Genomic DNA, 22,616 nt, shown 5'->3' with positions numbered 1-22,616 from the left:
CTCACTCACCGGCCGGCTTCGTCGTCCTGCGGATGGCGCCGAATTCGCTCATCAACCACAGGAACGGGTCCTCGACGCGGTGTGGCTGCACTCCGCGTTCGGAGACCCGTTGCGTGTCCTCTCCTTCCAGCCGGGGACTCTCGCCCAGGGCCGACAGCCCGAACAGCCGGTAGCGCGTGAAGCTGTTCGCCAGCGTCTCGTCCAGGTTGCGGCCGGCCCACTCGTGCAGCAACGCCTGCATGTGCCGGTGCACCTCGACGCTGTCCGGCTCGTTGAAAGCCGCGCTCTCCGAAGGAGTCCGGTGCCACGGACTGCCGGAGGGCAACGCGCTTTGCAGCGCGTCCATCTTCGTGAACGCCACCGCGATCGGCTTGTCGATGCGCTTGCCCGCCTTGACCCCGGTGCTGCCCTGCAGCTGTTTGACGATGTTCGCCAGCACGGAGGACGGGGAGTCCTCGGCCGGCACCAGCTTGGGCAGCAACGCGTCCGCGTCGACGTGCGGACGCGCGCCTCTCATCTGCAACGGGTCCAGCAACAGCACGATGCCGTCCGCGCTCGTCATGTACCGGACGTTCTGGTCGATGCTCCGCTCGCTGTTCATGTCCTCGCCCGCGGTGTCGTAGAACGAGAGCAGGGTGCTGCGCACCTTGTTCCGGCCGCGAATGGTGAGGTTGAAGACGAGCGGGCGCCGGCCGCCCTTCTCCGCGACGGCGGTGCGGGTCGCGCTGTAAAGCTCGTGCTTCTCGTACAGGACGCGCTGGTAGACGTTCTCGAACCGGGTGCTCGTCGAGGCGTCGGCACCGAGCACCGACGCCTGGATGCGAGCTCCGACGTCGTTCATCAGCTCGTGCAACAACACCGTCATGTAGACCGTCTTGCCGCTGTCCTTCGCTCCCACCAGGGCGATCAGCTTGCTGTCGATCTGTCCGAACTGGACGGGAAGCTGGCTGTGGCAGCGCGGGCACACCCGGTAGTGGGTCTCGGCGTAGCACGCGTCGTGCACCGCGGTGGACTTGCGGCCGTCGCCGTCGAACACCGGGTACTGCGGGTCGTGGTCCCCCATCTGGTCGGCCAGGACGCGGTCGAGCTTCGTCTCGCAGCGCTTCTTCGTCCCGACCCGGCCCGAGCACCGGAAGCGGATCTCCCTGGCGCGGAACGACCGGTAGCAGTACGGGCAGTGCAGCCCGTTACCGAACAGTGCGGGGAACAAGGGTCACCTCGTCGGCGGTCGTGGAAGCGGGGTCGGCGAAGCAGGCGAGGCCGGACAGCGGGGTGACCCGTTCCGGCAGCGTCACGGTCACCGGGACGCCCGCCGTCAGGTTGCACGGCGGCAGCGTGGCGATCACCCGGCCGCGATCGGCGCGCAGCGGCAGAACCCCGTCCGCCCGGTGCACCACGACGATGCCTGGCGCCCGGCACGCGCGGTCGCTGGTGAGGGTGAGGTCGAGGCGGCGACGGCCGGGCAGACCCGCCTGGCGGATCGAGTAGCCGACCGCGACCGGCCGTCCCGGAACGGCCGCGCGCACGGCGGCGGAAACGCTCTCGCCGTCCCGGTCCCGTGCGACCGCCTGCACCGAGACGGTCACGGAGTCCGGTCCCGTCCTGAGTTCGGCACCACCGGAGTCGGTGTGCACACGCCCGGAGATCTCCTGCTCCTCGACGTGGATCGGCGCGTCCCCCTCAGCGGCGGGCCACCACCGCACGAGGACCGCGGTGGCTCCCCGCGGCCACGCCCAGCGGACCCGGACCACGTCCTCGAACCGCTCGATCCGCAGCCCGGTCACGGCCGCGACCAGCGACTGGGTCACGGTGCCACCGATGGCCGCGTGGTCTCCGGACACCGTCACCGCAGTGACGGTCACCCTCCCGGAGCGGACCGGCAACGCGACCCGCACCCGGCCGTCGTCACCAGGCGCCGCGGCGCCGCTCACCGGCTGGCCGAATCCCTGCGCCTCCGCCTTGGTCACCAGCGTGCCCGCGGGCCACGGCGGTGCGCTGGCCGAGGTGCGCAACTCGACCACACCGGCGCGCGGTGGTCTCCACGCCACGACCAGCACGGCATCGCCCCGCTCCTCGCGAACCTCGTGTGCGAGATCGGTCACCGCGTCCGGCCGGGCGTCCGGCCTGGCGGTCACGACCACCGGCTCCGACAGGCGCCGTTCGCCGTCCTGACTCAGGTACGCGGCACGGAACTCGTACGCGTAGGTCTCGCCGCTGATGACGTCGCTGTCGGTGAACGTGGATGCTGTCACGGGTATCCGCCGTTCGGTCCCCTCGCCGCCGGCGGTGCGGATCACGACCACCTCGGTAGCGGCCGGATGCGCGCGCCAGGACCCGCTCACCGAGCCTTCGTCGGTGCGCATGACGACGTCCGCCACCTTGGGCACGACTTCCAGCGCCGGTGCGCTCGTCCCCACCGACCACGCTTCGCCACGAGACGCGAAAACCGTGTAATGAAGCGGAACCGCGGGCGATGGCAGGTCATCGGACGCCTCGTTGCCCTGCGTCTCGGTCACCGTCTCCCCGGCCGAGCTCGTCACCGCGGGCGTGCCGGCCGACCGGACGAGCCGGTACCTGACCCCGGCCGTGCGCGCCTGGCTCGGGGCCCAGCGCACCACGACTCGGGCGGAGTCGATCCCCGCGGACACCTCCGGCACCGGTGGAGGCGGGATGTCCGACACCCTGGCTGTCAGCGCGTCGTCGTCGCGCGCGAGCTCGGCGGCCGCCGCGAACAGTCCGGCGGCTTCCTCGGAGTCGCCCTCCCGCAACGCCTTCTCGGCCCGCGCCACGTGATCGGCCACGCGCCGCAACGTCTCGTCGAGCTGGGTCCTCAGCTCAGCGCACTCCCCCGGTGGCACACCGTCGAGCAACCTGCGCGCCTCCATCAGCTCGCCCGCGCGCAACGCCTCGGCGATCTGCAGGGTGGCGTCACCACCGCGCCGCGTCTCCCCGCTCTGACCGGCGAGCGTGACCGCAAGCTCGATCGCCTCCTCGGAATCGAGTCCCAGCCTGGTGGCGACGAGCGCGACGAGCTTGTCGGACTCACCCGCCTCGATCGCCGGGCGCAGCTGTTCCCTCATCTCCCACAGCAGCAACTCCTCCAGGTTGGCCGCCTGGGTCGCCGCGTTGAGCAGGATGGCGAGGACGTTGTCCATCGCGGTCTTGCGCTCGTCCTGTTTGCTCCTCGCCTGCTCGACGCGTGCCTTCTCCAGCACGTCCGCGGTCAGCGTCCGCCCGTCAGCGAGGCGGAAACCCTTGCGCAGCACGAATCCCTTGCGCACGGCCTCCGTTCCGAACAGCGCCTCCGGCGAGAGCTGGAAGCCCAGCGCAGTGAGCGGCGCCCTGAGCGACCTCACCGCGGGGATCGGGTGTCCCGCCGGCAGCTCCCAGGGCGGGTCGATCACCCTGACACCGCTGCGGGCCAACGCCTCCTGGACCTCCTGCGCGGAGAACACGTTGTCCATGGACGCGATCAGCCTGCGCAGTCCGGCCTGCGTGACACACGGCCTCGCCGCCGCGATGACGACGATCTCCTCGTCGAGCCGGCCGCGCGCATCGCCTCTGCTCTCGTCCCGCCGCTTGGTGAAGGCCTCGAGGTTCATCAGGCCCTTGCGCCGGAGATCGGTGTCCGCCGCCAGCAACGCGGTGGCGAGCGCCAGGTACTTCTTCTGCAGCTTGAGCTTCCGCCAGTACTTGACCACCAGATCGACGCGGCGGGTGAACTCCGCGGGGTCGCCGACAGCACGGGGATCCAGGTGGTAGCGCACGAAGAGGTCGGTCGGCGGCACGTTCCCGCCGGTGCGCGCCGCGTCGAGGACCGTGTCGCGATAGGCGTCGAAGTCGTCCGTCATCAGCGACTACCCGCCAACGGTGTAGCGCGCCACCACGTCCCGCGCCTGTTCGACCTCGTCGCCGCTGAGCCCGTCGATCATCAGCTCGATCGTGAGGTCCTTGCGAGTGCTGAGCTCCACGGCGTGCACACGCAACGTTCCGTTGTGCTCCATGCGGAACGTCACGTCCAAAGGGGAGCCTTTGGGCAGGGGCGGTAGCCCGCTGATCAGACCGTCGCCGATCTTCTCGTTGTCCTCCGGCAGTTCCGACGCCCGCGCACCCGCCTGCTCCCACACCTCGATCAGGATCGAGACCTGCCGGTCGTAGCGCGTGTAGTACTGCTTGGACGGAGGAGACGCCGGCAGTGCGTCGTTGGCGTTGATCAGGTGGTCGATGAAGTGCACGTCGGAGTCGCCCTTGAGCATCTTCACTCCGAAGGCTCGCGGCGACACGGTGACGACCTTCTTGTCCGCGAGCTGCGCCACCTGCTCCGGTGCGATGCCGAGCTGGTCGGCGACGAGCGCCACCGCGGTCTCGCTCGGTGGCGTGCCGGCGCCCTCGCCCTCCGGCAGAGCGATCTTCACCGACTGGATCAGCCCGAACAACGCCGCGCCCTTGGCCACCGCCAGGTCGGGGTCGTGCATCTTGGGGTCGAAGCCGAACCTCGCGTGCAGCGCCTGCGCGATCGCGGGCATCCGGGTGGCGCCGCCGACCAGCAGCACGTCGTCGAACTCGCTCACACCTCGGGACCTGGCGGTCTCCACGGTTCGCGCTGTGATGTCCATGGTGCGGTCCAGCAACTCCGCCGTGCTCTGCTCGAACACCTCTCGGGTCAGCTCCGCCCGCGTCACCTGACCGGCGAACCGCATGTTGTGCCGCCGCGAAGTCGTGACGGACAGGGCCTTCTTCAGCTCCTCCGCGGCGTTCGCCAGCTCCTGCAGGAAGTCCTCGCTGTCGGCCGCACCGGCGTCGGGGTGCTCCGAGACGAAGGCCTCCAGCAGGAAGCCGGCGATCTTCTCGTCCCAGTCCGCACCGCCGAGGTGGTGGTCGCCGTCCGTGCACACAACCGAGACGTCCTTGCCGTTCAACTGGATCACGGTGGTGTCGAACGTGCCGCCACCCAGGTCGTACACGAGGATCGTGCGGTCTTCGCCCGTGTTCATGGCGTCGTAGTGCAGCGCCGCGGCCACCGGTTCCGGGACCACGTCGATGACGTTCAGCCCGGCGATCTTGCCCGCGTTGCGCGTGGCCTCCCGCTGGCTCACCCCGAAGTACGCGGGCACGGTGATGACAACGTCGTGCACCGTCTCACCGGTGTGTTCAGCGGCCGCTCGCGCCAGTTCGCGGAGGATGAGCGCGGAGACGCTCTCAGGCGTGTGTTCGGTGCCGTGGAACGTGAACGACACCTTGTCGCCCATCTGTCGCTTGATCAGCGACACCACCAGTGCCGGGCTGATCTTCGCGGAGCTCTTGGCGTCCCTGCCCACCACGATGTTGTCCGGCGTCTCGAAGAAGACCACCGAAGGAGTGGTGTCCTCGCCGATCGCGTTCTTCACGATCGTCGGGCGTCCGGTGTCGTCGATGTGGGCGACGCACGAGTACGTCGTGCCGAGGTCGATCCCGTAGATACCCACTGCGTTCCTCTCAGACCTCGGTCTCGATGGCGCGGTAGAACGTCGCCTTCACCAGTCGCCGCATACGGCCCGTGTCGCGGTCGCGCAGCCCTGCGAGGAGCGGGACCGCGACGGTGTTGTGCAGCGCGGGGTCGGCGCAGTCCTCGACGGAGCCGGCGGCGTGCAGGCCCGATGTGAACGCCTCGCCCCGCCGTGCGGTCAGCACCTCGATCCCGCACCGGTCCAGCGCCAGCACCACGTCGTCGGCGAAACTCGCGAACAGCTCGCCCGACGCCTGCCCGGTCTGCCCGGCCAGCCCGTCGTACAGCCGCACGAGGTCGGCCACGACGGGTTCGAGCACCTCCCGGCGCATGCCGGTGCGCAGTGACTGGTTTTCCTCGTGCAGCCGGTCGATGACCGTTTCACGATGCGCGGCGCGGCGGTGGAAATCCCTCACCGCCGTTTCGACGGCACCCAGCCGTTCCGAGAGTTCGGCGAAACCGCCTGGTTCCGCCGGCTCGGTCTGGTTTTGTTCGGCGGGCGGACCCTGCGCGGGGAGCATGAGGAATTTCCTATCATCAAAGGACTCACCTATAAGTTGCCATTTCAGTGCCAACTGATGGCCAGCGCCAACGAGCGGACAGGCGCGATGACATCGTTTCCACAATGGAGCTGCAGATTTTCATCTCATATTCCAAGGCGGATGAACTATTCGCCGCGGAGCTCCACTTCGCACTGACGTCCGCAGGCTTCGCGGTTTTCCTCTACGACATCGACGTGCTGGCCGGCCAGTCGCGGATCGGTCGACTCGACGAAGCTCTCGCGGACGCCGGCATCGGCATAGTGGTGTGCAGCGCGAACAACAGGAACGACCTCCGGGTGACCCAGGAGTACGCGGCGCTCGCCACCAAAGCGCTCGAGGGCGGGCTGCACCGGCTGGTTCCCGTGCTGCGCGACGACCAGGCGGTGCTGCCGCCGGTGCTGAACTCCTGGCGCGCCTACGACTTCGCCACCGCTGTGGACCGCGCGAGCTTCGACGCGCTCGCTCAGGGCCTGATCGCCGAACTGAGGTCTGAGCGCCCCGCACGCGAACACGACGTCTCGTTGCTGGTACCTGCCGACCAGGCCCGGACAGCGAGCAGCCCGCTGTGGACGACGATCCAGGTCGGCCCGGCCTCGACGACGCTCACGACCGGCGCCGCGGAGGTGGTCGCGGCACACGGAGGTCTGACCGACCGGGTGCGCCACGCGTTGTGGGAGTTGCGGCAGGCCCGCACCACCTCTGGCCGGATCTTCCGGGACGGTGCCGCCCACGCCACCGCGCAACGCGATCTCGACGCCACTGCGCGGGCGTTCGGCCGCGTTCTCACCGAGGCGTTCCTCCCGGCCCCCGTCACCACGGCCCTGACCGACCGGCTGCGCGAGTCGACGCGCGCCGGAAGAGCCGCGCGCATCGCCTTCGACGTCGCTCCCGGACTCTCCGACCTGCCGTGGGAGAGCCTCGTCGTCGACGGCGAGCCGCTCGCGCTGCGGGCGGGTGTGGGCGTCTACCGCCACCGCCCTGGTCTCGGCCCGACCGCGCGCACGGACGTGCCAGGGCCGTTGCGGGTGCTGGCGGTGATCGCGAGCCCGGACGACGGCGGAGGAGATCTGCTCGACCACGAGCACGAGCTGGCGACGATCCTCGACCAGGTGCAGGGAGCCCGGCGGCGGCAGGCGCACGTGCGCATCCTCAACTGGGGGTCTGTCGAAGCGATCAGGGAGGCGCTCAAGGAGGACTTCCACGTCCTGCACATCTCGTGTCACGCCCGGCCCGGCGCGCTGGTGCTGGAGACGACCGACGGCCGCGCGCACGAGGTCACGACCCGGGACTTCGTCAGGGAGTTGGTCGTTCCGGGCCGGGTGGTCCCGTTCGTGGTGCTCGCGGGGTGCGGCACCGCGCAGTCCGCGGACTCGATGCCCGGGCTGGCACAGGGCCTCGTCGAGCACGGGGTGCCCGCCGTCCTCGCGATGACGGCGTCGGTGAGCGACGACTACGCCACCGAGTTCCTCGCCCGTGTCTACGGCGAACTGGCGGGCCAGGAGGCTCCGGAGCCGCTCGCCGCCGTGTCGGACGTGCGCAGGCAGGTCGACTCCGAACGGCAGTTCACCGAGTGGGCGACACCGGCTCTGTTCCAGCGGGTCCGGCAGCACCGGCTGTTCGAGCCCGGCCACATCGGTCCCGTCGACGGCCGAAGCCGCAAGGTGCTCGCAAAGGGCATCGCCGATCTCGGCATCGGTGACTTCGTCGGGCGCCGCGCCGAACTGCGCAAGCTGTTGCGGCAACTCCAGCAGGTGCGCGGGGTTCTCGTGCACGGCATGGGAGGAGTCGGCAAGAGCACTCTGGCCGCGGCACTCGTGCACCACCTCGACGAGTCGCGGCAGATCCTGACCGTGGCGGTGCACGGCAGGTGCGAGCCCGACCAGGTTCTCAAGGGCATCGCCAAGGCGCTGCGCCGGCGGGGGATGCGGCGCGAGGACCTCGACTTCCTGCTCGACCAGGCGGAGCCGTGGCGCGACAGGCTCGACGACCTGGACGAGCACGTGCTGCCGGGGCTCGGCGCCGAGGTGGTCCTGCTGCTCGACGACCCCGCGGGCGACCCGCTCGACCAGGACGCCGGAGATGCCGACCTGCCCGAACTGGTCCCCGCCTGGCTCGGCCTGCGCACCCCCGCACGCTTGATCATGACCGCACGAGTGCCTTTCGCCCCGGAACCCGCGGGTCTGGTGACACACCACCTGGGCCCGTTGTCCTTGGCGGAGACCAGGAAGTTGATCTACCGGCTGCCCGCGCTCGACAGGCTGAGCCCCGACGACGCGCGACGCGCTCACCAGGCCGTGGGCGGCCATCCACGCGCGCTCGAGTACCTCGACGCCGTGATGCGCGGCGGCAAGCGCGACACCGCGGCACGAGGTTCCGGCGCGCACTTCGACACCGTCGTGAAGCGCATCGAGAGGCTGACGGGCGGCGCCGCGTGGTGGCGCGAGGACGGCAAGGACCTGGACACGGCGATCGCCACGACGGTGGCGATCGCCGCTTCCGACGTGCTGGTGGAGGACCTGTTCGCCGGCTTGACCGACACCTCTCCGGCCGCGGCCGAGCTCCTGATCGCGGCCTCGGTCTACCGCCAGCCGGTCGACGCCCAGGGGCTCGCCTGGGTCGTCGCACCCGACGCCGAACCCGGCCCGGCCGCACGCCACCGGCTGCGCGCCGCATATGTGCGCCTGCGCGAGGCCGAACGGCTCGGCACCGCTCGTTCCCTCGCCGACCTGCCGCTCTCCCCCGCCCTCCACGCCCAGATCAACACCGATCTGGCGGCTCTGCTGCCGGCCGAACGTGCCGAGCTGACCGAGGCGTGCGCCGAACTGACGAGACTCACCCTGCTGACGCCGTCGAGCGACGGGTTCATGGTCCACCGCTGGACCGCTGACGCCCTCACCGGGCTGGCCGAGCCGGGCCGGCTCGCGGAGGCTCATCGCAGGGCGGCGGCCTACCACCGGTGGCGGGCGGGCCTGTGGCAGATCGACCTGTTCGTCAGTCTGGTCGCGATGGAGGAGGCACGGCACCACAGCTGGGCCGCCGGCATGACGGGTCAGGCGATGGCGGTCAGCGCCCGGATGTGCGCGGTTCTCGACCGCATCGGTGCGCTGGACTGGGAACGGCAACTCTGTGCCGAGACGCTCGCCGTGGTCGGGGCCGAGGACCCGCGGACACGGCCGTTCCACCACCGGATGTCCGTGGTGGCGCTGCGCCGCGGTGAGTTCGAGCAGGCCAGGAGTGCCCAGCTGCGTGCGCAGAGGATCGCCCAGGCCTCGGGTGACCTGGTCGCCGTCGCCGCCGGACTCCAGCAGCTCGGCACGATCGCCCACTTGGCCGACGACGCGGAGGGCGCGGAGGAGGCGTACCGCGAGGCGATCAAGGTCGCCGGCGACCGCGCGATCGCGGAGCGGTTCGACGCGCGGATCGTGCTCGCCGGCTGCTACCAGCGACTCGGCGGGCTCGGGCTCGCTCGCAGCGACGAGGAGGAGGCGGAACTGTTCAGCGTCGGAGCGTTGGAGGTCGCCGAGGAGATCGGAGAGGAGACCAACTCGGTCACCATCCACTCCGACCTCGCGGCGCTCGCCCGCGCATGCGGTGAACACACCGAGGCGGAGCGGCACGAGCTGCACGCCCAGGAGGTGGCCGCCGCCGATGTCGACGTGCGGCGCGTGGTCGCGGCGGCGTTGCTCCAGATGGGTGCGGTATGCGTGGTGCGTGGAATGTTCGACCAGGCGGAGGAGCACCTCGCCGAGGCGAGCGAGCACGCGGAAGCGGTCAGGGACGTCGGGCTGCACGCCGTCTGCGTCCAGCTGCAGGGCGAGGTGCTGCTGCACTTGGGCAAGCTCAGCGACGCGCGGGAGACGTACGAGTACTTCATCGAGCTGGCCGAGGAACTCGACGACCGCCGCGGTCAGGCGGTCGCCCACCAGCAGCTCGGGCGCATCTGGGCGGCTCAGGGCGATCTCGGCGCCGCGCGCGAGTCGTTGCGGCGGTCGGTGGTGATGGAACCGATGCTCACCGGCACCGCCCAGCTGGTGCTGGGCGGCGTGCTCGCGAGCGCGGGACTGCTGCAGGAGGCGGCGACGGTGCTGGAGAACGGCCTCGCCGTCAGCGCCGACCTGCTGGCCATGGGGTTCGCGATCCAGCTGGCGCTCGTCCGGCTGCGGCTGGAGGACATCGAGGGGGCGGAGGAGCTGTTCCGGCGCGGAGTCGATCGCGCGATGGCGCTGAACAGCCGCCGCGGTGGCGCGGTGTGCATGCTGGCCCTGGGGTTGATCGCCCGTTCCCGCCATGACGTCGACGACGCCACCGACTGGTACGACAAGGCTCTCGCCGTCTCGGAGGATGATCCCCGGCTCGTGTCCGAGGGCCTGATCCGCAAGGCGGACCTGCTCTTCGAGCAGGGTGACGCCGCCGAGGCGATGGCACTGTACGACGAGTGCGCGGAGGTCATCGCCGAGGTCGGTGCGCCGGACCTGCACGCGGAACTCTTCCGCCAGAGCGGCCGGTGCCTGGCGGAACTCGGCGCCCGCACCGAGGCTGTGCGGGCGCTGGCCACCGCGGAGGAGATCTTCGGCGTACGCGGCCGGTTCGCCGACGTGCTGACCACGCTCGTGTCCCTCAGCTGGGTGCTGTTCACGAGCGGCCGTCGCTCGGCGATCGCGGTGATGCGCGGAGCCGGGTGGATCGCCGAGGACCTGCCCCCGTCCGCGTCCTCGGTGGTCGGCCTGCTGCTCGCGGGCGACGGGGCCGGTGCCGAGGACGACCTCGACGTGGCGTGGGAGAGCTACGACCACGCGCGGCGGCTCGCGATCACCACCGGTGTGCACTCCCTGCTGGCGGACTGCCGGCTGCACCTGGCGCTGGTCGCCGCGCGCCAGGGGAAGATCGACGAGGCGATCAGCGAGTTCGAGGCGGCGCTCGCGATCAGCGAACGGCAGAAGGACTACCTCATGGCGATGCACGTCCGTTGGACGTGGGGTGCGACCATCGGCGACCGGGTGCAGCTGGCCGAAGCTGCCGTGCTCGCCGAGGAGCTGCGCGTACCCGCCACGTTCGACGCCGCTCAGGGTTTGCTCGGCGGCGATCCGTCCCTCGTCCGCGCGGCGGATGCCGCGCTCACCGAACTGCTGTGGCTGCGCCGCCGCCGCGCCTCCGACGGTGAGATCGCTTCCGGTGACCGCCTGGTGGCGCGGGTCGGGCCTTCGATCGACGACGTGGTGCGCGAACTGGCGCCGCTGCCGTCCGGTGTGTCGAGCGTGCCCGCGGTCGTGGCGCCGTCGGTGTGAGCCGGTCAGGGCGTCAGGACAGGCGGGCGACCGCGTCCTTCGCCGCCGCCATCTGCTGCCTGGTCAGATCGCCGATCTTGATCTCGGTGACCGCGGTCTTGTTCGTGCGCAGGTCCTGGGCCGTGACGTGCAGCATCCCGTTCTCGTCCATCTTGAACGTGACGTTCACGGGGGAGTCCTTCGGCAAAGGCGGCAGCCTGTCGATGAGAGCCTCACCGATCCGCTTGTTGTGCTCGGGCTGGCGGGAGGCGATCGCGCCCGCCTGTTCCCAGATCTGGATGAGGATGGCGCGCTGGTCGTGCCCGGACGTGCGGAACTGCTCGGTCTGCTGGGCGGGCAGCGGCGTGTTGGCCTCCAGCAGGTGCGTCACCAGGAACCGGTCGTCGTCGTCGGGGTGCGCGGGATCGACCACCGCGATGCCGAATGCACGCGGCGTCACGATGGTGACGTTGCGAGAGGCGGCCGCCTCCACGACCGCGCCGGAGACGCCGAGGCGGCCGGCGTCGTTCCCGTTCAGCTTCAGCGACTCCGTCAGGGCGAACAGCGCCGCGCCCTTCGCCACGGCGAGGTCGGGCTCGTGCATCTTGGGGCTGAACCCGAAGCGCGTCCGCAATGCTTCGGCGACCGCGCACATCCGGGTCGAACCGCCGACCAGGAGGACCTCGTCGAACTGCTCGACGCCGCGCCGCGCGGCGAGCGCCAGGGTGCGATCGGTGATGTCCATGGTCCGGCCCAGCAACTCGGCGGTGGCCTGTTCGAAGTCCAGCCTGCTGATCTCGATCATCGTCTTGCGGCCTTCGAACTGCACCAGCTGCCGTCTGCTCTGCCTGGTGCTCAGCGCCTTCTTCAGCTCCTCCGCGACAAGTCCGACGTCCTGCAGGAAGGCTTCGTCCTCGGTCGCCCCGGAGCCGGGGTGCTCGTCCATGAACCGCTCGCAGAGCAGACCGGCCAGCTTGTCGTCCCAGTCCGCTCCGCCCAGTTCGTGGTCACCGTCGGTGCAGACCACCGTCACGTCGTCCCCTGCCAGCTGGATCACGGTGGTGTCGAAGGTGCCGCCACCAAGGTCGTAGACCAGCACGGTCCTGTTGACGCCGCTGTTGAGCACCCCGTAGTACAGTGCCGCCGCGACCGGTTCCGGCACCACGTTGACCACGGTGAGCCCGGCGATATCGCCTGCGGTCCTGGTCGCCTCGCGCTCGGCCACACCGAAGTACGCGGGCACGGTGATGACGACCTGCTGAACCGTGTTCCCCGCGTCGGAAGCGGACTTCGCCAGCTCCTTCAGGATGAGCGCGGAAATGCTCTCGGGTGTGTACTCGACGCCGTGGAAGTCGAGCGACACGCCCGCCTTGCCCATGTCCCGTTTGATGAGTGACACGACCAGTTCCGGATCGCTCAGCGCCGCGTTCTTGGCGTCCTTCCCCACCACGACGTTGTAAGGCGTCTCGAAGAAGACCACGGACGGCGTCGACTCGTCACCGGTCACGTTCCGGATGACGTGAGGCTTTCCCGCCTCATCGATTCGCGCGATGCAGGAATATGTTGTTCCGAGGTCGATGCCGTAGACGGTCATCTACATCCCAAGTCTCGTGAAGGCCGACTATTGTGCCACTCGAAGCGCGTGGTGAACTATTCGGCAGCCGGATGGAACAGATGCTCTGGGATTTCTTCGTTTCGTGTTCTGAAACCGATCGGAGCTGGGCGGAGTGGATCGCGTTCCACCTGGAGCGAGCGGGCCACGACGTCCGGGTGGAGGTCCGCGACCTCGCTCCGGGGCACAACAGGGTCCACCGGCTCGACGAGGCCGTGCGGCTGTCCCGCCGAACCGTCGTGGTGCTGTCCCCCGCCTACCTCGCGGACGCCGAGCTCGCCGCCGAGTGGCACTCCGCGTGGGATGCCGACCCCGCGGGCGTCCGCCGCACGCTGATCCCAGTCCGCGTCGCCAACTGCCGGCCGGGAGGACTGCTGGGGGATCTGCGGTGCATCGACCTCGTCGGCCTGGACGGAGCGCGGGCGGCTGCGAAGCTGATCACCGGGATCGACGGCACCCGTCCCGGTGGTGGAGACCGGCCCGGGTTGTTCCCGCGCTGATCACCCTCCCGGGAAAGGCGGTTCCTCCGTCGGTTTGGGCCGCTCCATGTCGATTCCCCTGAGCAGTCGCTGTTTCGCCTCGTCCCTGTCGGTCCCGACCAGGTCGATGTAGACGATCGCCGCGAGCAGCCCCGGTGGCCGGCACTCCTTGACCCGTACGGGGATCAGCGTGCGCTCCACCCCCGCAGGATCCCGCACGTAGGCGGCGGCCCACTCCGAAAGCGGGTAGGGCCGGTCCGCGTAGGTGGGGCTGAGGACGGCGATGGTGCGCGTCGCCGCCGCACCCAGCTGCATCTGCCGCACGACGTTGTGTCCCGGCCGCATGTCCTGCTCCTGGAAGACGACGGTGTGGCCCTCCAGTTCCAGCACCGCCGCGATCCAGCGCGCCCAGTCGATGTCGTGCTTCGCGAACGACACGAAGAAATCTGCTGACACGTCGTCCTCTGTCCGGGACCCGCCTCGTTCTGCCACACGGCACAGTAGGACCGGGCCGTCCGCCCGAGCCGGGATGACAACGAACTGGCCATGATCTGACATCCGTTCGGGCCAGCGTCGTGGCTTGTCACTCAGATTGCGGCGCACCACGTGATCAGCACGCCGCGACGGTATCGATCGGTGGAATCAGCAAAAGGCGGGAGCACTCCTGGCCGATCTGGTGGGCGCATCACCGAATTCATGGAGGACTCAGTGACCACCACTGAACAGCGCAGCGCCGTCGAGGAACTGCTGCACCGCACGCTCGCCGCGCACAAGTCGATGTTCCTCGCCACGGCGGGCTCCGACGGCTCGTGGGTGAGCGGCGTCTACTTCGCCGAGGACGGCCCGCACACGCTGGTGCTCGTGCTGGAGGAGCGCGGCCGGACGCTCAAGGCGATCAAGGAGAACCCCGAGGTGGCGCTGGTCGTGTCGACCGGGTCGCCGATGGAGCCGTTCCTGCAGGCGCGCGGTTCGGCCGTGGTGGTCGAGGGCGCCGAGGACGAGGCCGTGCGGCAGCACCTCGTGGCGAAGGTGCCCGAGGTGGCGCCGTTCCTGGCCACGCCGATCCGCACGGTGAAGGTCTCGGTGCCGACGTGGCGCGTCACGGACATCCCCAACGGGTGGCTGCCCGGCAAGGACTTCAGCGCCTGAGGTCTCCCGGAGCCCCGCTCGTCCGGGCGGGGCTCCGGTGGAACGCCGTCACCTCAGCAGTGTGAACCGGCCGCTGTCCGCGATGACGTACCGATGCCTGTCGAACCAGCGTTCGCCGACCTCGTCGACCCACGAGCCCGGCGGCACCCGTCCGAGGACGTCGGTGGGTCGCCACCCCAGGTGGCTGGCGGACTCGTCGGCCGATCCGGTGCGACGGACGATTTCGTGCGGCTTCCCGGTGCGGGATCGGACGTCGAAGTACCGGACCGCGGCGGCTTCCCTCGTCCTGCTGATCCGTCCGGCGTCCTCGCGGCCGACCGGCAGGGAGTGCTCGTTCCGCGGTTCCCCGCCCGGCAGCCATTCGCCCTCGCGCGAGAACGTCTGCCACCCGCCGTCGCCGTCGGAGGGGCACCGGATCAGGGATCTCGCGCGGTCGAGGTCCACCAGGTGGGCGAGATCATCGAACAGCGCGAAGTAGTGGTGGCCGTCCACCGGCTCGGCACGCCTCCGGGCCGCCAGGAGGACCACGACCGCCTCGTCGAGCTCATCCAGATCCACCGACGGCGCCGGCTGAGCATCGGCCCGCCGCCGGAGGAGTTCCACCTCGGCCGCGCTCGCCTCGCGGTAGTCCTCGTAGGAATTGCGGTCCTCGCTGGCCGACAGGGCCCAGCTCCGCCGCCACACGCCGTGGCCTTCGTACCTCTGCTCGTCGAACGCGGTGACGGAGCGGAAGAGTCCCTCGGCCTTCTCGATGTCGTGCATGTCGCTCTGTGCCTCGAACAACGCGTAGTAGCGGTACTCGGCCAGATAGGGCTGGAACACGTGATCACCCCCCAGTGATCGCCCCACCTTATCGGGCGGAACCGGCATCCGGAACGCACACTGAGCCCTCCGACCTGGAGGCATCCGATGAGAACGCTGCCCCAGCTCCACGCCGGCCTCTTCCTCACCGACGGCGGCGCCGAGACCACCCTGATCTTCGACGACGGCATCGACCTGCCCGACTTCGCCGCGTTCCCGCTGCTCGACGACCCCGACGGCCACGCGGCGCTCACCCGCTACTACGAGCGGTACGCGGGCATCGCCGAACGCGACGGCGCGGGCATCGTCCTCGAAACGGCGACCTGGCGCGCCAACCCCGACTGGGCCGCGCGCCGGGGCTACGACGCGGAGCGCCTCGACTCGGCCAACCGCAAGGCCGTCGACCTCCTCCTGGACGTGCGGCAGCGGTTCGCGATCCCGGTCGTCATCAGCGGTTGCGTCGGACCGCGGGGCGACGCCTACCGGCCCGAGTCGATCATGACCAGGGAGGAGGCGCGGGACTACCACGCGGTGCAGATCCGGACGCTCGCCGACACCCAGGCTGACCTCGTCACCGCCATGACCCTGACCAACGTTCCCGAGGCCACCGGCATCGTCGACGCCGCCCGCGATGCGAACGTGCCCGTCGTCATCTCGTTCACCGTCGAGACCGACGGCAGGCTGCCGAGCGGGGACGCGCTGGGCGACGCGATCGAGGCGGTCGAACGCGACACCGACGGCCACCCGGCCTACTACATGGTCAACTGCGCGCATCCCACGCACATCGCGCCGGCGCTGGACCCGCACGCGGAGTGGACGGAACGCGTCAGGGGCATCAGGGCCAACGCGTCGAAGCTCAGCCACGCCGAACTGGACGAGGCCGAGGTGCTGGACCGCGGCGATCCCGAGGAGTTCGCGGACGACTACCGGACACTGCGAGAGCGCTTTCCCCGGCTGACGGTGCTGGGCGGCTGCTGCGGCACGGACCACCGGCACGTCGACGCGATCAGCCGCGCCTTCAGTGGTTGAGGTCGGTCCTCAACGCCGCCGCGCCGCGCAGGTAGACGTGCTTCACCGACGATCGCGGCAGGTCCGTCTCGACGTGTGCCAGCAACCGGATCACGCGGGGCATCGAGCCGGGCACCGCGATCTCGGTCGCGGACAGCAGCGGCACGTCCTGCAGACCTGCCTGGCGCGCGGCGTAGGCGGGGAACTCGGACGTCAGGTCGGGTGTGGCGGTGAGCACGACGCTGATCAGGTCTTCCGACGTCAACGCGTTGCACGCCAACACCTCCCGCACCAGCTCGGCCGTCGCCTCCAGCAGCAGCTCGCGCGAGTCCGCGTCGATCTGCGTGGCACCCCTGATCGCTCGCACCGCCATGCGACCGACCCTACAGCGTCCTCAGTGGACATCACCCGACGTCTTGGTCCACAACGATGTTCGGGAACTTCATCGTGAGCCCGAGCAGGTTCACGACGTAGGCCGCCCAACCGCCGCCGAGCAGCACGAGGCGCCGGTCGCCCAGCCGGGCGGCGGTCTCGATCAGCACGTGCAGGCCGCTCGAGCCGATGAACGTCAGTCCGGTGAAGTCGACGACGACGTCCCCCATGCCGTCTCCGGACGAGCAGGCGAGCGCGAGCTCGGAGCGCAGCAGGTCGCTGGTGTTCATGTCGACCTCGCCCGTCAGCGTCACCACCGCGCCGCGGCGGCTCACCTCCATCTGGCCTGGCTGGGGTTCCATCGTGGGTGCCTCACGGGTCGGGAGACAGCAGGTCGCGCACCGCCGCCGGCACGCGGAGCGGGTGCGCCGGTGTGGCCAGGTGGGCATCGGCGACGTCGGCCACCGGATGTCCGTGCCGCCGCCGCGAACATCGTCCCCTCACCATGAGACGTCAGCAGGTCCACGACCGCCAGAGCCGGTGGACTCTGAATCGCCCCCTGAGCGGCCGCCGGCGGATGTTCGCCACCAAGTCCTCGTCCTGGGCGAAGGTCAGGGCGAGGACCTGGTGGCGGTGCGCGGCACTGGCCGAGTGCGCGAAGCCTTGTCACATCACGACGACAGTGCCCGTGCCTGCGTGCGGCACCAGCTGCATTGGACGATTTTCACCGCGTGCCCGACGGCCGTACAGGGCCGAACGAACTCGCCCGGCAGGGCCCTACGGTGACAGGTCGGCCAGCAGTAGTCCGCTCCGCGGCTTGGGGGTGAAGTAGGTGCTCTTGCGCGGCATCTTGGTGCCCTCCAGCACCTCCCGCAGCGGCACCGGCGCGATCAGCAGCACCGCCTCGGCCTCGACGGACGGGTCCACGACCGGCCGCACGCACGGGCTCTCCGGGTCCAGCCCGAGTGCGGAGCCCAGCAGCAACGACTCCACCACGGCGTGGTCGATCCCCTGTCCCGCAGGCAGTTCGACCCGCAGCACCGCGTCGGGGCACCGCACCACGACGACACCCGGCGACGGGTCGACGACGTAGGGCAACGACGACACCGCGAGCCTGGCCCGTTCCCACGCCGCCACCAGGTCGGACGTGCCCAAGCCGGTGCCGGCGAGCGCGCGGTGGATGGGCCCGACCCGCAGCCCCGGGCCGGACGTGACGAGCGCCAGCAACCCGGCCAGTCCCGCCTGCCGCGCCGCCGCGACCCGGTGGTTGCCGTCGGCCACGAGCAGCGGATGCGCTCCGGCGGCGTCGAGGAACCGCTCCTGCAGCTCCCCCGGTCCGACCAGCCACACCCAGTGCCGCCGCCCGCCCGAGTCCACAAGTGACACGGCGGGTTCCTCCGTCATGCCGAGCACGAGCTCCGTCAACCCGTCGTGCGGCGTGATGGGGATGAGCATGGCGGCGCTCGTGGCGATGCCCAGCGAGGCCAGCACCTGGCCGCGTTCGGCGACCACCTCGGGGTAGACGTCCTCGGTGTGCGCGATGCCGTCCGGGTCGACCAGGCACAGCAGACCGCACGCCGTTCCGTCCGGCCCGTCCACCCGGTAGGGCGCCACGACGTCGGTGACCTCGACGTACGCGCGCCTGATCAGCACCGCGAGCTCGGCACGGGCGGCGGGCAGCGCGTCGAGCAGCCCGGTGCCCGCGGCCAGCGCGTCCGGCGTGCGGTGGGGGTGCTGCACGGCCAGCAACGTGCCGTGCGGGGCTCTCGCGAGCGCGCCGATCACCTGGCCGGGCTCGGCGAACTCGTCGACGTCCGGGCCCGGCACGCGCTCGCGCACCACCCAGCCCCGCCGCACGGGGCGAACTCGCTGCGTCATCCACGTATCATGATCTGTGTGAACGTAGAGATCACGCCCCTTCCGGGCATCGGGACGCGTCAGGACTTCACGATCCGCGCCGGACGTCGAGTCGGCGTGATCACCTATCGGGACGGCAAGTTCGAGTTGATCGTCTCCAAGGCGAACGACCCCGACTCGTGCTCGGCCTCCATACCGCTGTCCCCGGAAGAGGCGAACACGCTCGCGGGCCTGCTCGGCGCGCCGCAGCTCGTCGCCCACCTGCGCGAGGAGACCCGCGACATCGCGGGCATCACCACGCGTCAGCTGCCGGTCACCGCCTTCGCGAACCACACCCTCGGCGAGACCGCCCTGCGCACCAGGACCAGTGTGTCCATCGTGGCCGTCGTACGCTCGGGCAACGCCCACCCGTCGCCCGGCCCCGACTTCATCTTCGAGAACGGTGACCTCGCGGTCGTCGTCGGTACCGCGGAGGGCCTCGACGCCGCCGCGGAGATCCTCCACGGCGGTTAAGCACAGTGCACGAGACAACAATTGCCATGATCCAGCTCGGCGCGGTGTTCTTCGGCCTCGGTCTGCTGGGTCGTGTGGCTCGCCGTGCCGGAATCTCCCCGATCCCGCTGTACCTGATCGGCGGGCTCGCGTTCGGTGAGGGCGGGCTCGTCCCGTTAGCGGGCATCGAGGAGTTCACCCACCTGGCCAGCGAGATCGGCGTGGTGCTGCTGCTCCTGCTGCTCGGTCTCGAGTACTCGGCGTCCGAACTCACCACCGGGCTGAAGAAGTCCTGGATGGCGGGCGTGCTCGACCTGGTGCTGAACGCGGCGCCGGGCGCGATCGCGGCCTACCTGCTCGGCTGGGGCACGGTCGGCGCGCTGGCCATGGCGGGCGTCACCTACATCTCGTCGTCCGGGATCGTCGCGAAGGTCCTCGGCGACCTCGGCCGTCTCGGCAACCGCGAGACACCGGTCGTGCTGTCCGTGCTCGTGTTCGAAGACCTCGCGATGGCCGTCTACCTGCCGGTGCTGACGGCCGTGCTGGCGGGCGTGAGCTTCGTCGGCGGACTCACCTCGGTCGGCATCTCGCTGCTCGCGATCACCGTGGTCCTGGTGGTGGCGTTGAAGTACGGCCGGTTCATCTCGGCCATTGTGGACAGTCCCGACCACGAGGTGTTCCTGCTCAAGCTGCTCGGTTCGGCTCTGCTCGTCGCGGGCATCGCCTCGCAGCTTCAGGTCTCCGCGGCGGTCGGCGCGTTCCTGCTCGGCATCGCGATCTCCGGGTCCACCGCCGAGAACGCCACCCGCCTGCTGGAGCCGTTGCGCGACCTGTTCGCCGCGATGTTCTTCGTCGTGTTCGGGCTGAACACCGACCCGCGCTCGATTCCCCCAGTCCTCGCGATCGCGGTGGCGCTGGCCGTCGTCACGACGGCGACGAAGGTGTACACCGGCTGGTGGGCGGCGCGCAGGCAGGGCATCGGCAAGATGGGCCGCATGCGTGCGGGCGTGGCCCTGGTGGCGCGCGGCGAGTTCTCCATCGTGATCGCCGGGCTGGCCGTGGCGTCCGGCCAGGTGGCCGACGAGCTGGCGGCGCTCGCGACCGCGTACGTGCTCCTGATGGCGATCCTCGGGCCGATCGCGGCCAAGTACGTTGAGCCGATCGGTGAATTCTTTCAGCGCAGAAGGCAAACGGCCTGAAACAAGAGCCCCGATGTGACGACTCTCTAGTGAGGGCTAGTTGGAGAGTAGGGGCGAAACGTCATGACCGAACCCGCGGAAGTGGAGACCACAGGCCGTTTCCTGGTGCTGCTGCAGGAAGACGCCATCGAAGAAGGACTGGCCGAACTCGGCGCCATCGCCGGGTTCAACCCGAACACCGGCGAGATCGGCTCGGACACGCTGCAGGTGTTCCCGGAACTCGGCGTCGCCGTGGCCTCCGGTGACCCGACGCTGCTGACCGGGCTCAACGGCGCGGCCGACCGTCCGGGCCCGGTCCAGATCGTCGAACCGGAACGCGTCGTGCACGCGTTCCAGGACGACGCCGCACCGGCCGCGGAGGCCGAGGTGCAGGCCGTTGACGAGTCCGTGCTGACCTGGGGGCTGCAGGCGGTCGGCGCGGACGTCAGCACGGCCACCGGCAAGGGCGTCAAGATCGCCGTCCTGGACACCGGCTGGGAGAAGAACCACCCGGACTTCACCGGGCGTTCGATCACCACGCAGTCGTTCATCGCCGGCGAGGACGTGCAGGACGGCCACGGCCACGGCACGCACTGCATCGGCACGTCCGCGGGCCCGCGCAAGCCCGCGACCCTGCCGGGCTACGGCGTCGCGTACGAGGCCGAGATCTTCGCGGGCAAGGTGCTGTCGAACGCGGGCTCCGGCTCCGACGGCGGCATCCTCGCGGGCATCGACTGGGCCATCACCAACGGGTGCGCGGTCATCTCGATGTCCCTGGGCGCCGACGTCCCGGCGGGCACGCCGTACTCGCAGATCTACGAGACCGTGGCCCAGCGCGCGCTGGCCAAGGGCACGCTGATCATCGCCGCGTCGGGCAACGCCTCCACGCGCCCCGGCCGCATCGCGCCGGTGGGCCACCCGGCCCGTTGCCCGAGCATCATCGCCGTGGCCGCGATCGACGTGAACCGCGCGATCGCGTCGTTCTCCTCGGGCTCGGCGGACAAGATCGGCCAGATCGACGTGTGCGGACCCGGCGTCGACGTCCACTCCTCCTTCAAGCTCCCGGAGAAGTACCGCCGCCTGCGCGGCACGTCGATGGCCACCCCGCACGCGGCCGGAGTGGCGGTCCTGATCGCGGAGAAGACGGGCGCGCGCGGCTACGAGCTGTGGGCCCGCCTGGTCGGCACGGCCCTGCGCCTGCCGCTGGCGTCCACCGACATCGGCGCCGGACTCGTCCAGGCGCCATGACCGCACCGGTGGACCAGGTGATGGTCTCCGTGACGGAGGGCAGCCTCCCGCAGGTCCTCGACGACCTGCGGGAGGCGGGCCTGGTGGTCGACACCGTCCTGGAGGCGCTGGGCGTGGTCACCGGCACGGCCGAGGTCAGGGCCATCCCGGCGCTGCAGGCGGTACCCGGCGTCGTCGACGTCGAACGGCAGTGGCGCGTGCAGCTCCCGCCGTACTGACTAGGCTCTCCGCTGACCCCATTCACGGCTGATCGAACAGGTGTTCTATGCTGTGCGCGGGGTCACGTCGTTGCGGAGAGAGGAAACCTGATCGTGTCGGACACGCTCACCGAGGTTAAGGCAGTCGAGGACACCGTCGTGGAGGAGACTCCGGCGCCGGCCGCCCCCGAGGCCCAGGCCCCGAAGCCCGTCGAGGCTCCCAAGCCCGCCGAGGCGCCGAAGGCCGAGGCCCCCAAGGCTGAGAAGCCGAAGGCCGGCCGCCCGAAGAGCACGGCGAAGAAGACTCGCACCGTCGAGCTCACGCTCACGGTCACCGGCACCGCCGAGGGCGAGTGGCAGGCCGACCTGGTCCACGGCACGCAGCGCGTCGTGTCGGGCCTGGTCATCCCGGCCATCGCGGTCGCCAAGGCAGCCAAGGAGCTGCACGAGGACATCGCGCAGGGCATCGAGTCGGTGCTCGAGGCGGCGCGCGACCAGCACCGCACCCGCATGGAGGAGCTCGAGGCCGAGCTGGCCAGGGTGAAGGCCCAGCTGGCGGAGCTCTCCGAGTAAGTCCGGAGGTCGAACGGAGGGGCGGCCCGCTTCGGCGGGCCGCCCTTTCGCATGCCTGGGGCAGGGATGCGGGGCATGGGTGCGGGGGCAGGGCTGCGGGGGGCAGGGCTGCGGGGGGCAGGGCTGCGGGCCATGGGTGCGAGGGCAGAGATGCCGGGGCAGGCTCGCGCAGAGGTCCCCCTTGGCTTGAGGCCCCCCGCGACCCAACCTAGCGACGAGGTCTGACACTTCCGCGGGACAAACGGCCCGCGATGCCGAAGGCGAGCCGTCCTCAGCCCTTAGCCGGAGGCCTGGGCGGTGGGGTCCCGTCACGAGTCGCACCACAGCTCTTGCTGCACCTGAGGGGTGAGGTCAAGTCG

At 70.3% G+C, this 22,616-nt stretch carries 19 protein-coding genes; 9 read left to right on the top strand and 10 right to left on the bottom strand.

The features are described from left to right. Position 1 precedes the first annotated feature (1 nt). From IE307_RS37995 to IE307_RS37980, 4 genes are read right to left on the bottom strand one after another with little or no spacing between them, the layout of a single operon-like run. On the bottom strand, positions 2–1,210 hold the full coding sequence (locus tag IE307_RS37995; protein ID WP_229905489.1) for a TRAFAC clade GTPase domain-containing protein: 1,209 nt from the start codon (positions 1,208–1,210) through the stop codon (positions 2–4). Further along, the gene (locus tag IE307_RS37990) at positions 1,188–3,851 is read right to left on the bottom strand and encodes a SaeA-related protein (protein WP_191304310.1); all 2,664 of its coding nucleotides are present in this window, start codon (positions 3,849–3,851) and stop codon (positions 1,188–1,190) included. Before IE307_RS37990 ends, IE307_RS37995 begins: the two co-directional genes overlap by 23 nt. A 6-nt stretch (positions 3,852–3,857) precedes the next feature. Then, positions 3,858–5,465 carry an Hsp70 family protein gene (locus tag IE307_RS37985; protein WP_191304309.1) on the bottom strand — a complete coding sequence of 536 codons (1,608 nt, stop codon included), beginning with the start codon at positions 5,463–5,465 and terminating at the stop codon, positions 3,858–3,860. A gap of 10 nt (positions 5,466–5,475) precedes the next feature. Next, the gene (locus IE307_RS37980; RefSeq protein ID WP_229905488.1) at positions 5,476–6,006 is read right to left on the bottom strand and encodes a hypothetical protein; all 531 of its coding nucleotides are present in this window, start codon (positions 6,004–6,006) and stop codon (positions 5,476–5,478) included. Positions 6,007–6,110: 104 nt separating this feature from the next. On the opposite strand from IE307_RS37980, the gene IE307_RS37975 reads away from it, so the two are divergent. Then, a complete protein-coding gene (locus tag IE307_RS37975; RefSeq protein WP_191304308.1) occupies positions 6,111–11,312 on the top strand; it encodes a CHAT domain-containing protein in 5,202 nt (1,733 codons plus the stop codon). A gap of 13 nt (positions 11,313–11,325) precedes the next feature. Here the strand turns inward: IE307_RS37975 and IE307_RS37970 are convergent, their stop codons facing one another. Continuing rightward, positions 11,326–12,885: an Hsp70 family protein gene (locus IE307_RS37970; protein WP_191304307.1), complete on the bottom strand. Its 1,560-nt coding sequence runs from the start codon at positions 12,883–12,885 to the stop codon at positions 11,326–11,328. Positions 12,886–12,965: 80 nt separating this feature from the next. Between IE307_RS37970 and IE307_RS37965 the strand changes: the two genes are divergently transcribed. After that, entirely contained in the window at positions 12,966–13,403 is a 438-nt protein-coding gene (locus IE307_RS37965) for a toll/interleukin-1 receptor domain-containing protein (protein ID WP_191304306.1), read from the top strand. Here IE307_RS37965 and IE307_RS37960 read toward each other — a convergent pair whose 3' ends face one another. Beyond that, the gene (locus tag IE307_RS37960) at positions 13,404–13,838 is read right to left on the bottom strand and encodes a toll/interleukin-1 receptor domain-containing protein (RefSeq protein WP_191304305.1); all 435 of its coding nucleotides are present in this window, start codon (positions 13,836–13,838) and stop codon (positions 13,404–13,406) included. Positions 13,839–14,090: 252 nt separating this feature from the next. Between IE307_RS37960 and IE307_RS37955 the strand changes: the two genes are divergently transcribed. Then, positions 14,091–14,531: a pyridoxamine 5'-phosphate oxidase family protein gene (locus tag IE307_RS37955; RefSeq protein ID WP_229905487.1), complete on the top strand. Its 441-nt coding sequence runs from the start codon at positions 14,091–14,093 to the stop codon at positions 14,529–14,531. A gap of 48 nt (positions 14,532–14,579) precedes the next feature. On the opposite strand, the gene IE307_RS37950 is transcribed toward IE307_RS37955, so the two are convergent. After that, positions 14,580–15,353, bottom strand: a complete 774-nt coding sequence (locus tag IE307_RS37950) for a hypothetical protein (protein WP_191304303.1) — start codon at positions 15,351–15,353, stop codon at positions 14,580–14,582. A gap of 87 nt (positions 15,354–15,440) precedes the next feature. Here IE307_RS37950 and IE307_RS37945 point away from each other — a divergent pair, with 87 nt between their 5' ends. Continuing rightward, complete coding sequence (locus IE307_RS37945; RefSeq protein ID WP_191304302.1) at positions 15,441–16,361, top strand: homocysteine S-methyltransferase family protein; 921 nt, start codon at positions 15,441–15,443, stop codon at positions 16,359–16,361. Here the strand turns inward: IE307_RS37945 and aroH are convergent. The 3 genes from aroH to IE307_RS37930 all read right to left on the bottom strand — a co-directional run bounded on the left by aroH (position 16,351) and on the right by IE307_RS37930 (position 18,590). Then, a complete protein-coding gene (aroH, locus tag IE307_RS37940; protein WP_191304301.1) occupies positions 16,351–16,713 on the bottom strand; it encodes a chorismate mutase in 363 nt (120 codons plus the stop codon). The two genes, IE307_RS37945 and aroH, sit on opposite strands and share 11 nt — an antisense overlap. A gap of 31 nt (positions 16,714–16,744) precedes the next feature. Further along, a complete protein-coding gene (locus tag IE307_RS37935) occupies positions 16,745–17,074 on the bottom strand; it encodes an STAS domain-containing protein (protein WP_191304300.1) in 330 nt (109 codons plus the stop codon). Positions 17,075–17,489: 415 nt separating this feature from the next. Further along, the gene (locus IE307_RS37930) at positions 17,490–18,590 is read right to left on the bottom strand and encodes a DUF1015 family protein (protein WP_191304299.1); all 1,101 of its coding nucleotides are present in this window, start codon (positions 18,588–18,590) and stop codon (positions 17,490–17,492) included. 18 nt (positions 18,591–18,608) lie between these two features. Here IE307_RS37930 and IE307_RS37925 point away from each other — a divergent pair, with 18 nt between their 5' ends. From IE307_RS37925 to IE307_RS37905, 5 genes are all read left to right on the top strand, one after another. Beyond that, a complete protein-coding gene (locus tag IE307_RS37925; RefSeq protein WP_191304298.1) occupies positions 18,609–19,082 on the top strand; it encodes a cation:proton antiporter regulatory subunit in 474 nt (157 codons plus the stop codon). A 26-nt stretch (positions 19,083–19,108) separates the two neighbouring features. Continuing rightward, positions 19,109–20,260 carry a cation:proton antiporter gene (locus IE307_RS37920; RefSeq protein WP_373306076.1) on the top strand — a complete coding sequence of 384 codons (1,152 nt, stop codon included), beginning with the start codon at positions 19,109–19,111 and terminating at the stop codon, positions 20,258–20,260. Between the two features lie 63 nt (positions 20,261–20,323). Beyond that, entirely contained in the window at positions 20,324–21,487 is a 1,164-nt protein-coding gene (locus IE307_RS37915; protein ID WP_191304296.1) for a S8 family peptidase, read from the top strand. Then, entirely contained in the window at positions 21,484–21,705 is a 222-nt protein-coding gene (locus IE307_RS37910) for a hypothetical protein (protein WP_229905486.1), read from the top strand. Before IE307_RS37915 ends, IE307_RS37910 begins: the two co-directional genes overlap by 4 nt. Before the next feature lie 93 nt (positions 21,706–21,798). Then, the gene (locus IE307_RS37905) at positions 21,799–22,257 is read left to right on the top strand and encodes a DUF6319 family protein (protein ID WP_191304295.1); all 459 of its coding nucleotides are present in this window, start codon (positions 21,799–21,801) and stop codon (positions 22,255–22,257) included. Positions 22,258–22,616 lie beyond the last annotated feature (359 nt).

This window comes from Lentzea cavernae, from assembly GCF_014653695.1.
In the GTDB taxonomy this organism is placed as follows: domain Bacteria; phylum Actinomycetota; class Actinomycetes; order Mycobacteriales; family Pseudonocardiaceae; genus Lentzea; species Lentzea cavernae.
This window is presented reverse-complemented; position numbering and strand designations above follow the sequence as displayed.

Bases quoted from the DNA above. Each gene is read 5' to 3' on its own strand.
- aroH (WP_191304301.1), bottom strand. From the start codon at position 16,713: ATGGCGGTGCGAGCGATCAGGGGTGCCACGCAGATCGACGCGGACTCG.
- IE307_RS37930 (WP_191304299.1), bottom strand. From the start codon at position 18,590: ATGACGCAGCGAGTTCGCCCCGTGCGGCGGGGCTGGGTGGTGCGCGAG.
- IE307_RS37970 (WP_191304307.1), bottom strand. From the start codon at position 12,885: ATGACCGTCTACGGCATCGACCTCGGAACAACATATTCCTGCATCGCG.
- IE307_RS37980 (WP_229905488.1), bottom strand. From the start codon at position 6,006: ATGCTCCCCGCGCAGGGTCCGCCCGCCGAACAAAACCAGACCGAGCCG.
- IE307_RS37915 (WP_191304296.1), top strand. From the start codon at position 20,324: ATGACCGAACCCGCGGAAGTGGAGACCACAGGCCGTTTCCTGGTGCTG.
- IE307_RS37945 (WP_191304302.1), top strand. From the start codon at position 15,441: ATGAGAACGCTGCCCCAGCTCCACGCCGGCCTCTTCCTCACCGACGGC.
- IE307_RS37965 (WP_191304306.1), top strand. From the start codon at position 12,966: ATGCTCTGGGATTTCTTCGTTTCGTGTTCTGAAACCGATCGGAGCTGG.
- IE307_RS37990 (WP_191304310.1), bottom strand. From the start codon at position 3,851: ATGACGGACGACTTCGACGCCTATCGCGACACGGTCCTCGACGCGGCG.
- IE307_RS37910 (WP_229905486.1), top strand. From the start codon at position 21,484: ATGACCGCACCGGTGGACCAGGTGATGGTCTCCGTGACGGAGGGCAGC.
- IE307_RS37975 (WP_191304308.1), top strand. From the start codon at position 6,111: ATGGAGCTGCAGATTTTCATCTCATATTCCAAGGCGGATGAACTATTC.
- IE307_RS37920 (WP_373306076.1), top strand. From the start codon at position 19,109: ATGATCCAGCTCGGCGCGGTGTTCTTCGGCCTCGGTCTGCTGGGTCGT.
- IE307_RS37935 (WP_191304300.1), bottom strand. From the start codon at position 17,074: ATGGAACCCCAGCCAGGCCAGATGGAGGTGAGCCGCCGCGGCGCGGTG.